This is a genomic window from Pedobacter sp. W3I1 (genome assembly GCF_030816015.1).
Classification (GTDB): domain Bacteria; phylum Bacteroidota; class Bacteroidia; order Sphingobacteriales; family Sphingobacteriaceae; genus Pedobacter.
Window position 1 is genome coordinate 5,438,248 of sequence record NZ_JAUSXN010000001.1, and the last position, 12,148, is coordinate 5,450,395.

Genomic DNA, 12,148 nt, shown 5'->3' on the forward strand with positions numbered 1-12,148 from the left:
TACCATTAAAATGATCTTTTTTTGCCAACTGAAAAGGGCCGTAAATCTGGCCGAATGCTGGTGTAGCCTCAATATGATACCAATCGCCGGTTTGCCCCTGTCAACATTTACAAGCTCGGTTGACTATAACAAATCCTTCAATACCACCCACACATTTTCGGCAAGGATCTTATCTCCCTCGGCAGTTGGATGTATGCCATCGGCCTGATTTAATTCAGGAACACCACCAACCTTATCCAATAAAAACGGAATCAGCGCCATCTGATTTTTCTTCGCCAAATCAGGAAACATATTTTTAAAGTCTGCTGCATACTTCGCACCCATATTTGGCGGAACCTGCATACCGGCCAACACCATTTTAGCATCCGGGTATTTAGCCTTTACACGATCAATAATCGCCTGAAGGTTTTTAATCGTTTGCGATACAGGTAAACCACGTAAACCATCATTGGCGCCAAGTTCGAGCACAAAAATATCCACACGTTGTTTAAGTAACCAATCAATCCGCCCTTTTCCACCAGCAGAAGTTTCGCCACTTAAACCACCGTTAATTACTTTGTAAGGCATTTGTAAAGAATCGATCCGATTTTGGATCAATGCCGGATAAGCTTCCGTTGGATCGAGCCCATAACCTGCTGTTAAACTGGTGCCAAAAAAGAGGATATTCTTCTGCTTAGTAGCTGCAATTGCCGTTTTTTGGTCAGCCGAATCTAAAGTTTTATCCGTATTGCTTTTACTTTCCCGGTTTCCGCAGCTTAGCAGTACAAGGCTCAAAACAAATAGCCCCATTAATCGTTTTCGTAACATATCTAATTAATCTATATCTAATTATTGTTTAAACCATTACCTTAACAGGCAGCGCCTGGTTATGTTTGGCCACAATCTATACACAAACCCTAAAAATTCAGCTATTGGAAAGCATATTGAACATCCGAAATGTAAGCAAAATTTACCAAAGTGCCGGACGGGAACTCACCGTTTTGGATAACATTAATTTTTCGATAACGGCTGGCTCAACGGTAGCCATAACAGGTCCTTCGGGAAGCGGAAAAACAACCTTACTCGGTTTATGTGCCGGATTGGACAGGGCCAGTAGCGGAACCGTTGAGCTGAATGGTATTGCCTTAGAGAAATTAAATGAAGATGAAAGGGCAGCGGTTAGAAATCAATATGTAGGTTTCATTTTTCAGAACTTCCAATTGTTGCCCACTTTAACTGCACTCGAAAATGTAATGGTACCCTTAGAATTGAGAGGCGCAAAAAACATCCGCACGCATGCATTGGAACTGTTGGATAAAGTGGGCCTGGCCGATCGTTCGCATCACTATCCTGTACAATTATCAGGTGGCGAGCAACAACGCGTTTCGCTGGCAAGGGCATTTTCAAATCAACCTGCTATTCTCTTTGCAGATGAACCTACCGGAAACCTTGATGCAGAAACCAGTGAAAAAGTAATCAAATTGCTTTTTGATTTAAATAAAGATGCGGGAACCACATTGATTATCGTAACACATGATCTTGAACTGGCTGCCAGAACGGCAAGGAGCATTAAAATTAAAGGTGGTGTAATCATTTCAGACGAAAACCCTGCATATGCCTCATAATCTCCCAAAACAATCTATTAAGTTTTCGTGGCTGTTTAAAATGGCCTGGCGCGATAGCAGGAAAAACCGTGCACGTTTATTGCTCTTTATCTCATCTATTGTTTTGGGCATTGCAGCCCTTGTTGCAGTTTATTCGTTTAAAGATAACCTGCAAAAGGATATCGATGCGCAGGCAAAAGAACTTACCGGAGCAGACCTGGTTTTAGATAGCAGGAAGGGTGTGAGCAAAGCCATGCAAAAAATGCTCGATACACTTGGCGATGAGCGATCGCAGGAGAAAACCTTTGCTTCGATGATCTATTTTCAGAAAGGTGGAGGCAGCCGTTTGGTACAAATGAAAGCCCTTGAGGGGAATTACCCTTATTATGGCACAATAGAAACCATTCCACTGGCCGCTGCAAAGCATTTTCAATCTGGAAGAAACGCATTGGTAGATCAAACACTCATGCTACAGTTTAATGCAAAAGTTGGCGATTCGGTAAAAATCGGCGATCTCAATTTTAATATCCTGGGCACTTTAACCAAAGCTCCGGGCCAAACTGGTATTGGTGCAAGCATAGCGCCTACCGTTTATATTCCATTACAAACACTCGATAAAACCAATCTGATTAAAACCGGAAGCCGGATCAACAATAAATTTTATTTCAGGTACAATGATCCGTCTAAAATAGATGAATGGGTAAAAAAGCAGGAAAGCAAATTAGAAAAAGAAGGCTTTGATGCCGATACGGTTGAATCAAGGAAAGAGCAGACCGGAAGATCGTTTAAAGATGTAAACCGTTTTCTGGCTTTATCAGGTTTTATCGCTTTATTGCTGGGTTGCGTTGGTGTAGGTAGTGCCATCCATGTGTACATCCAGGAAAAATTAAGCGCTATTGCTACCCTCAGGTGTTTAGGACTAAAATCACGTCATGCTTTTTTAATTTACCTCATTCAGGTTTTTTTCATTGGCTTAATTGCCGCTGTTTTAGGAGCAGCTTTAGGCACAGGCATACAATTTTTACTTCCACTGGTGTTAAAAGATTTTTTACCGATCGAGATCACCATGCAGGTTTCGTGGCCTGCAGTTGGCCAGGGTATTTTATTGGGGTTGATCATTTCGATCCTTTTTGCCCTTCCCTCACTCCTATCCGTTAGGAGAATTTCGCCGTTAAATGCTATCCGCATATCTTTCGAGAAAGCAACTGGCAAAAGAGATCCGCTAACCTGGCTGGTATATCTGCTTATGGCCGGCTTTATTACGGCTTTTACGCACTTGCAGATGAAAACATGGATACAAACGCTGGCTTTCACGGCAAGTATTGCCATCGCTTTTGTGCTGTTGATTATACTGTCTAAATTATTGATGTTCCTGGTGAGAAAACTCTTGCCCAATTCAGCCTCTTATTTATGGCGACAGGGCTTTGCTAACCTCTACCGTCCGAATAACCAAACCTTAATGCTTACCGTTTCTATAGGTTTATCAACTGCATTTATCTGTACCCTGTTTTTTGTTCAGGGGATCTTAATGAGTCGCGTTACACTTTCATCTGGCGCCAACCAGCCCAATATGGTGATGTTCGATATCCAGAATACGCAAAAAGAAGGACTGGACAGTTTAACCAAAGCTTTCAAATTGCCACTAATGAATCAGGTGCCTGTTATTACCATGCGCATTGAAGAAATTAACGGGAAGAAAGCGAGTGCGGATACCAATAACAGAAGGGCTTATCGCAACGAAATCAGGGCTACTTATCAGGATACTTTAACCGCAGCAGAGAAAATTACATCGGGTAAATGGATCGGAAAAATTAAACCCAATGAAACGGTTTATATTTCACTGGATCAGCGTTATGCCCAATCCATTAATGTTGGTTTGAACGATAAAATCCTTTTCAATGTACAAGGCATGATGATCCCTACGGTTGTTGGAAGTTTAAGGGAAGTAAATTGGAGCAGGATGCAGACCAATTTCAGGGTCGTTTTTCCAGCCGGCGTATTAGAAGAAGCACCACAATTTCATGTATTGATGACCAGGGTACAATCGGGCGAAGTTTCAGCCCGTTTCCAGGGAGAAGTGGTGCAAAAATTCCCGAATGTTTCAGTCATCGATTTAGATTTAGTATTAAAACTCTTGGATGAGTTGTTAAGCAAGATCGGTTTTGTGATTCAGTTTATGGCTGGCTTTAGCATGGTTACCGGATGGATTGTTTTAATATCTTCAGTATTAACCAGTAAAAACCAGCGGATAAAAGAAAGTATTTTATTACGGACCATGGGTGCAAGCAGAAAACAGATTTTAGCTATAAATGCGATTGAATATTTCTTTTTAGGTGCTTTTGCCGCAGCCGTCGGATTAATTTTAGCCATCAGTGGAAGCTGGGCATTAGCTAAATTCACATTCGATGCAATCTTTGTGCCTCCATTTATACCAACCTTATTGTTATTTAGCTCAATAATTCTGCTCGTTGTAATTACGGGTGTATTAAGTACAAGAAGCATCCTGAACCAACCACCGTTAAAGATATTAAGGACGGAGAGTTAGGCGGTGAGCGAGCGGCGTATGGCGATAGGCGATGGGCGTTAACCACAATGGAAACAGAGAACGGCACAGAGAGAACAGAGTTTACATTGACAGATCCTTATAGAAAAGTCGTCCTTTCGACTGAAGCGTAGCGAAATGGAGAAATCTATTCCAATTAGATTTCTCTTGCACTATTGTGATGTTTTCTTTTTGATGATCCCTTCCCCGTTTGTCAGTCTGAGCGTAGTCAAAGACCCTTTTGATTACATTGTTAACCATATAATATAAGATATATTATATGGTAAAGACCCTTCGACTCCGCTATCAATGAAATTTCTTTTAAGAAAGGTCGTCATTGCGAGGAGGAACGACGAAGCAATCTTACAACAATCGCTATTAGCGAGCGCATTAAGATTATTCATTTGTGCAGTTGTTTTTAAAGGCATTCATGAGCTTCGCTTCGTTCGGTTATCTTCGTGCCTCGCAATGACGATATATAGAGAACTTTAATTCTCTTTAAATTCTTCTGTCTTTTATATTGATTTTATACCATAAATTAGCCTTCAGGATGACTAAATGACTGGTTATCTGAATACAAATATACATGTGTCAAAACATACGTCTCTGGCGGCTTCGCAAACGATGCTGGAAGCTAAACAAAAGGATGTTACCATAAAGCAAAAGTTTATGGTAACAAAATAACCCTTAGTTACTACGCAGCATCAATCGCTTCGCGGAGCGCTTTTGCAGCAGCAGCCGGATCTTCGGCACCATAAATGGCAGCACCCGCAACAGCCACTATTGCACCTGCCTTGATCACAGCAGCAACGTTATTGATATTTACCCCACCTGCGATCGAAACCGGAACACCTGCCCTTGCGGCCTCGTCAATTAAAACCTGGATAGAATAACCTGCAGTCCACTGTTCATCTAAACCGGCATGCAGTTCTACAAACTCAACACCCAAAGCAGTCACTTCCTGAGCTCTTTTAACACGGTCAGGATAACCAATAGTATCTACAACCACTCCTTTACCATGTGCCTTTGCTGCCTTAACCGCACCAATAATTGTTGCATTTCCTGCAGCGCCCATTACCGTCACTAAATCAGCTCCTGCTTTAAAAGCGATATCAGCTTCCAGTTCACCCGCATCAGCAGTTTTTAAATCTGCAAAAACTAGTTTATCCGGATGTGCTGCTTTCATTGCCGTAATCACTGTTGAACCCATATTTTTAATCAATGGAGTTCCTAATTCTATAATATCCACATAAGGCGCAACTTTTGCTGCTAATGCCAATGCTTCCTCTGTCGTTAATAAATCTATTGCTACTTGTAATTTTGCCATGATGGTATTTGATATAATTAAATGATTTGTTATTCTAGATTTGCATGTCTTTTCCACAGTTCTTCTGCAGGCTGGCCGCTCAGTTTCCAAAGTGATTGAAAAACGGCATCGTTAAGCAAGAGCAGGAATTGTTCAAAAAGGCTTCCGGCATATTGGGCAGATACTTTTTTACTATGATCTTCTTTTTCTGCTGCCGGAACCAATACCAGGTGATTGCACAATTTTGCCAAAGGCGATTCGGCATTGGTGGTAATGCCGACTACGTTGGCCCCTACACTGACCGATTTTTCCACTGCTTTAACAACGGCACCAGTACTTCCCGAACCGGATGCGGCAATCAATAAATCATCCACCCCGATAGCCGGACTGGTTGTATCGCCAACATAATATACGGTTAGCCCAAGGTGCATCAAACGCATAGCGGCCGATTGCATGGTAAAACCTGAACGGCCAGCTGCAACAATAAAAATCCGCCTGGCCTGCTGGATCTGGTAGATGAAAGGAATAAGCTGATCAAGCTGTACTTTTTTGGCCAGTTGCGTGTTCTCCTCGATAATCCTGTCCAGGTTTATTTGCAGATCCCAGGCCAATTGCTGGTTATCCAACTCATCTGTTAAGGCTTCATTATTGACCATTTCTGCTGATTCTTTTAATTCCATTTCCGCTTATGCTTTAATAGTTCAAAGGTATAGTGGCCACTTAAAACGAGCGTTACACATTCAGCCACTTATATGGGACAATTTGGAAATAAATTCAATCAAAAGTCATGCATTAGCCATAATTAAAGCACCATTTCCGAATAGTCCACCATAATTATCAATTAATCCAATCGTTAAAAATTTAAGTTTTTAACTTTAATCATGAGTTTATCAACAGAAACAACGCAACTGGAAAGGGCCATAATCTACATCCGCGATTTAAGCAACTGCCCTCCCAGCTACCTAAATGATCCCGGTAGAAAAGAATTCTTTGAAATTGTATGGCTTAAAAATGAGGAGCCTTTACATGCCCTGCAGCAATCAGAATTTGACAGCAAGGGTGATTGGATTTACCTGATTCCGCCTTATCGTGTGCACCAGCTAAATAAAGCAGGCAAAAATGGAGTATTAATCTCTTTCAAAAGATCGGTGCTGGAAGGGGAAGAAAAAGAATTCCTGCTTGATCTGTTTAAGATTTTTAATGTGCAGGGTGAATTTTCCTGTTTAAGGCTGAATCAGGAAACAGCAATAGAACTGAGTAATATTTATAAATTAATTGAGAACGAATACCAGAAGGCAGGCAATACTTTTATCATTACCAAAGCACTTTTAAAGGTATTTCTTTTAAAACTGATCCAGGTTAAAGAACATGAATTTACCAGTCATGATGTTCATCAGAAAAGGGTTTACGAATTTCTGATGTTACTCGAAAGCAATTATCAGCAGGTTAGAAATACCGATTTTTATGCAGGTAAGATTGGCATTAGCTCTAAAAGACTCAACCAGATTTTAAAAGAAAAGCTGAACAAAACCGGCATGCAGATTATCCACGACCGTATTATACTGGAAGCCAAACGAAAAATTATCCACAGTGAACAAACCATCAAAGAAATTGCCTATGAGCTGGGCTTTTCAGACCGCCCCTACTTCAGTCGTTTTTTCAAGAAACAAACACAGCAAACGCCTGAAGAGTTTCAAAAAGAAGCAAGAAAGCACATCGAATCAAAATTTAACACATTGGTTTAAAACAATGCCGCAGGTTTTACCAATAATTGAATACTTTTACTTTTATGATCAGATTAAACAACGATACACCGAGCGATGTTCTTCAGGATGTAAAAATTGGCGATATGGTAACCGATACCTTCAGCAAAACGGGCCTGGTAGAAAACATAGAGATTAGTGATGATGGCCTGTACCGGGTTTACGAATTTCATCTTGTAACCGGAAGGACCATTACCGTTAAAAAGTAAATTACCCTAAATCCTAACCAAATGTCATTACTTATCCTGCTTTTCGGTATCCTCTTGCTTTTCGTACTGATCTTGAAAAAGATCAACCCAATGATTGCCTTAATTGCCGTGGCGATTATTACAGGCCTTTTACTAGGCATGCCTGCCACAAAGGTAATGAGTTCCATTAGCAATGGAGTAGGCAGCACCCTGGGAAGCATGGTAATGGTTTTGGCGCTCGGCGCGATGATGGGTAAACTGATTGAAGATAGCGGATCGGCAAAAAAAATCGTTTTCATTTTGATCGGGGCTTTTGGCAAAAAGAACATCCAATGGGCAGTGCTGTTAACCGGTTTATTAGTGGGGATTCCTTTGTTTTATAATGCTGGTTTCGTGGTGTTAATTCCTTTGGTTTTTGCCATTTCAGCCACAACAGGATTATCAAAATTGTACATTGGCATCCCGATGGCTACAGCCCTTTCGGTAACACATGGTTTTTTACCGCCTCACCCGGGCCCTGTTGCACTAGCAGGTATTTTCCATGCCGATATTGGTAAAACATTAATTTATGGTTTAACATTAAGCATACCTATCGCTATTATTGCCGGAATCTATTTCCCACGATTGATTCTCAAACGCGATCAATCCGTAACTGTTCACAATTTCAGCATTAACGAAGAAGAAAACCTTCCTTCGACTTCAAGGAGTTTTATTACCGCATTGTTGCCGGTGTTTTTAATCATCGCCGGAACCATAGGAAGCAGTTTCAAAATAGATTATATCGGTAAACCGCTGTTTATATTTTTAGCCGATCCTACCGCAGCGCTATTAATTTCGGTTATTATTGCTTTAGCAGTTCAAAAAACCTCCATTATAAAAGCAATGGAATCGTGTGCTGAAGGGGTTAAAAGCATTGCTATGATTATCCTCATTATTGCAGCAGGTGGTGCCTTTAAACAGATTTTGATCGACAGTGGCGTGGGTGAAACCGTAAAACAACTTACCGGCGGCCTAAATTTATCGCCATTATTACTCGCCTGGTTAATTACTGCATCACTTAGGGTAACCCTGGGTTCAGCAACAGTGGCCGCACTCACCGCTTCGGGTATGGTACTCCCTTTAATTGGTCCCGGAACACCTCCAGAGTTAATGGTATTATCAGTTGGCGCAGGGAGTTTGATGTTTTCTCACGTAAACGATACCGGTTTCTGGATGTTTAAAGAGTACTTTAATCTAAGCCTGAAAGAAACTTTTAGCACCTGGACCATGATGGAAAGCCTGGTTTCCGTTTTAGGGCTTGTTGGGGTATTGGTGTTGAATCAGTTTGTGTGAAAAATTAAAAACTTAGTTGCGCTCAGGTGACTTAGGTGGTCAAAAGACTTTCACCTATCGTTCGATGCCTCACCGACCGAACTTAATCAGCATACACAAAATAATAGTGAATAAATAGTTATCTTCTTGGTCGGTGAGACACCGACCAAGAGAAATAGAAAAATATATTGTGCCCCAGTTAGGGTAAAGACCAATTGATAAGATTTTTTTGGAAAGCAATTGCAGCAGCTTTTAGGCTAAAACAGTCCCGCTCTCCGTTCTTTTCGATGAAGGATCGAAACCACTTCGATCGGGTTTATAAACCTAAAACTGTGCCTGTATCCAGGGTAAAATAAACCCGACCGACAGCGTTATCCCGTCCTTCACCTATCGTGTGGACACATCTAAATTAACTAGTATTTGTTTTAGCACATATTCCTTGGCGATCGTCATGCTGAATTTATTTCAGCATCTTTCCTGCAAATAACAAACTTTGATCTTAAAACTATAGTTTGGAGATAAATGTTGATTTTTTTTCCGCTCTATGCCGCGGTGGCATGGTACTTTGGAGCGCCAAAGTACCCAAAGCGCTCTGTCAATCCAGCAATGGGCCTTTTACACAATCCTATACACATCAAAAAAACAGCGGCACTTCGTTTTGTGTTCAATGCTTCTTTAAAACTTTAAATTAGCGTTTATGAACACAAAACCACTGCGTTTTAGGTTTGGCAATGCTATTTGTTCTATTCTGCACCTGTTTTTTTGATTTCTCCGGCCCCTGGGATTGACGGCGTTCTTCGGTTAAAACAATGTGTTATTTGAGGAAGCTAGCAAAACGCCTAAAAAATTAAACTCGAAAGATGTGTCCACACGATAGGTCCTTCACGGGATTAAGCAAAGGGCGGGACTAGCGCAACCGAAGCACCACAGGTAATGCTTTCCAAAAAAGATCAACGCTATAGATCCCCCGTTTTCTACACCCAGTCGGGATGACGGATCGTTCCATTAATTCTTCACCCTGTTCTTTTCTGCATCGGCACCAGAAGATTCGTGTTTAGCAGGCGCAGAAAAAGCTTTACCAAAACGATAGCTATAGCTCAAAACAAAGTTCCTTGAGTCTTGCTTGTTTGTCCAATTGGCTTCAGTTGCAGCCAGATTGTTAATTACGCCATTAAATATCCGATCTCTAAAAATATCGTTTGCAGCTAATTTCAAGGTGCTTTTTGCAGAGAGCTTTTTCTGTACCGCTGCACCAAACTCATGCACCGATCCCAGTAAAAACTGAACATTAGAAAGTTTACTCTGATAGCTCATGCTCATTTCTGCATTCCATGTCGGACTGATTTTAAATTGTACATTTGGGTTTGCTCTTAAGTAACTGCCATTGGTAACCAAAAAACCAGTATAGAAATCGGTTTTCGAAACTATTTTGGCAAACTCCATGTAGGCATTTAATTTCGCCCATTTCGTAAGATCGATCTCCGCATTTACCGAAACATTGGCCACTCTTGTTTTGCCCACATTTGCTGGTCTGCTATAATAGGTGCCATTTAAAATTTCGATGGTTTCATTTACCTCATCTCTCACCCAGCTGTAACCAAATGTTGTGGTAATCTTATTTTTATAAGTATGAGAAAGTTCGATACTTTGTGTAAAAGAAGGCTTTAAAAAAGGATTACCAACATAATAGGTAAACTTATCCAAAGGAGAAAAGAATGGATTAAGATCCTGATAATATGGCCGGTCAATCCTTCTTCCATAATTCAGTCCTAGTTGGTTATTCCCGGCGGTATCGAGTTTATAGGAGAAATAAAGCGTTGGAAATAAGCTGTTATAGGTTCTTTTAAAACTCGAATCGGGTTTAATCAGATTCCCCAACTGGTGCCCGTTAGAAACCGTGTTTTCATATCTCAGACCGGCTTGAAGTGAAAACCGCTTCCCTTCTCTGCTCATATTCAGGTAAACTGCATTTATATTTTCTTCATATAAAAAGTGATTACTCTTTTCATAATCAGCACTGGTTTTTCCGTTTGCTGTATTAAAGTAATCGGCAATGTTATCGGTTTTGGTATAAGCAGTTTTAACACCCGCATCAAGCTTCCACTTATTTTCCAGTGGATGTGAATAATCCGCTTTAGCGGTGTAAATATCAATATTCGAAGGCAAATTACCGGTTAAAATATCTTGATATTTTAATGTTCCGCCAGGCAGATAACTAAAGTTGTAATAGGTTTGATCGGTCTGGTTGCGGTAAAGCAAATAATCTGCATCGAAAGTTAATTCTCGCCCGGCCTGCTTAAACTTATGCCTGTAATTTAAATTCACCCCTGCATTTTGATATTTAATCTGATCGATATTTTCAGCCCTGATTACCGAATCTAACTGCATTGACGCATTAGACAGGTTACTAGTATTGTTGTTTACCTGTCTGGAAATCCGGTTCATTCCGGTAAGTACCACGCCCCATGTTGTACGGTCGGATGCATAATAATCAAGCCCTGTTTTCAAATTAAAGGTATTGCCATGCCTGCGGAAATAAGAATTCTGATTAAAGTAGGATTTGGCACTACCATCAGCATTTTTATATTTCCGGTTCAGATCGAGATCGGTAAAACTGTTATTGAGGTTATAACTCAGGTTTCCGAAAACATTGATTTTATCCTTGCGGTAGTTAAAATTAAAACTGTTGTTCGACCGGCTTAACTCACCCTGGTTCAAACTCAGATTAACCCCACCATTAAACCCAGCGGTTTTGGTTTTCTTGGTTTTGATGTTAATTACGCCTCCGTTTCCCGCCGCATCATATCTGGCCGGTGGATTAGTCATCAGTTCAATCTGATCAAGAGATGAGGAAGGCAGCGAACGCAGGTAATTCTCCAGATCGGCGCCCGATAAATAAGTCGGTTTATCATCAATAAAAATGGCGACTCCGTTTTTGCCTTTCAGCGAAATTGCCCCGTTCTGATCTACGTTTACCCCAGGTGATTTACTCAGTACATCCAGTGCAGTTGTGCCTGCATTCGAAATCAAAGCGTCAACATTAACCACCGTACGGTCTATTTTTCGCTCTACAAAAGCCTTTTGTCCTGAAATATTAACCTCTTTTAAATTGGTAGCTCCAGCTTTGATCTTGATGTCGGCCAAATTGATAACAGCCTTATTGGCGGTTAAAACCAAGGTATCGGTTTGATATATTGGCGATCCGACCACCGATATTTTAATCAGGTATTTACCATAAGCGAGGTTATCAAAGCTAAACAATCCATCCTTTTCAGTGAAGGTCGTTTTAACCAACACCGAATCTTTAAGCAGCGCAGCAGTAGCATATTCTATATTTTTTCCTTCGGCATCCGTTACACGGCCGTAAATTCTGGATGGAGAAGTTTGGGCTTGAGCAAAGGTAAAGGCAATATTTATCCATACGGCTAAAAAAGCCACGAGCTTAGATTTCATGA

The 12,148-nt window shown here is 40.8% G+C and carries 9 protein-coding genes; 5 read left to right on the forward strand and 4 right to left on the reverse strand.

What is annotated here, in order from left to right:
• Positions 1-123 precede the first annotated feature (123 nt).
• Positions 124-807 carry an arylesterase gene (locus QF042_RS22290; protein ID WP_307532371.1) on the reverse strand — a complete coding sequence of 228 codons (684 nt, stop codon included), beginning with the start codon at positions 805-807 and terminating at the stop codon, positions 124-126.
• 104 nt (positions 808-911) lie between these two features.
• Here QF042_RS22290 and QF042_RS22295 point away from each other — a divergent pair, with 104 nt between their 5' ends.
• Together QF042_RS22295 and QF042_RS22300 are read left to right on the forward strand one after the other, a co-directional pair.
• The gene (locus QF042_RS22295) at positions 912-1,604 is read left to right on the forward strand and encodes an ABC transporter ATP-binding protein (protein WP_307532372.1); all 693 of its coding nucleotides are present in this window, start codon (positions 912-914) and stop codon (positions 1,602-1,604) included.
• A complete protein-coding gene (locus tag QF042_RS22300; RefSeq protein ID WP_307532373.1) occupies positions 1,594-4,128 on the forward strand; it encodes an ABC transporter permease in 2,535 nt (844 codons plus the stop codon). The genes QF042_RS22295 and QF042_RS22300 overlap by 11 nt, the downstream gene beginning before the upstream one ends.
• 691 nt (positions 4,129-4,819) lie before the next feature.
• On the opposite strand, the gene hxlA is transcribed toward QF042_RS22300, so the two are convergent.
• Together hxlA and hxlB are read right to left on the reverse strand one after the other, a co-directional pair.
• On the reverse strand, positions 4,820-5,452 hold the full coding sequence (gene hxlA, locus QF042_RS22305; RefSeq protein ID WP_307532374.1) for a 3-hexulose-6-phosphate synthase: 633 nt from the start codon (positions 5,450-5,452) through the stop codon (positions 4,820-4,822).
• A gap of 29 nt (positions 5,453-5,481) precedes the next feature.
• Positions 5,482-6,111 (reverse strand): 6-phospho-3-hexuloisomerase, encoded by a 630-nt coding sequence (hxlB, locus tag QF042_RS22310; RefSeq protein WP_307532375.1) that lies wholly within the window; start codon positions 6,109-6,111, stop codon positions 5,482-5,484.
• Positions 6,112-6,312: 201 nt separating this feature from the next.
• Here hxlB and QF042_RS22315 point away from each other — a divergent pair, with 201 nt between their 5' ends.
• From QF042_RS22315 to QF042_RS22325, 3 genes are read left to right on the forward strand one after another with little or no spacing between them, the layout of a single operon-like run.
• Positions 6,313-7,176 carry a helix-turn-helix domain-containing protein gene (locus QF042_RS22315; RefSeq protein WP_307532376.1) on the forward strand — a complete coding sequence of 288 codons (864 nt, stop codon included), beginning with the start codon at positions 6,313-6,315 and terminating at the stop codon, positions 7,174-7,176.
• Between the two features lie 44 nt (positions 7,177-7,220).
• The gene (locus QF042_RS22320) at positions 7,221-7,403 is read left to right on the forward strand and encodes a hypothetical protein (RefSeq protein WP_307532377.1); all 183 of its coding nucleotides are present in this window, start codon (positions 7,221-7,223) and stop codon (positions 7,401-7,403) included.
• 21 nt (positions 7,404-7,424) lie between these two features.
• Complete coding sequence (locus tag QF042_RS22325) at positions 7,425-8,714, forward strand: gluconate:H+ symporter (RefSeq protein ID WP_307532378.1); 1,290 nt, start codon at positions 7,425-7,427, stop codon at positions 8,712-8,714.
• Between the two features lie 984 nt (positions 8,715-9,698).
• Here the strand turns inward: QF042_RS22325 and QF042_RS22330 are convergent.
• Positions 9,699-12,146, reverse strand: a complete 2,448-nt coding sequence (locus QF042_RS22330) for a TonB-dependent receptor domain-containing protein (protein ID WP_307532379.1) — start codon at positions 12,144-12,146, stop codon at positions 9,699-9,701.
• Positions 12,147-12,148 lie beyond the last annotated feature (2 nt).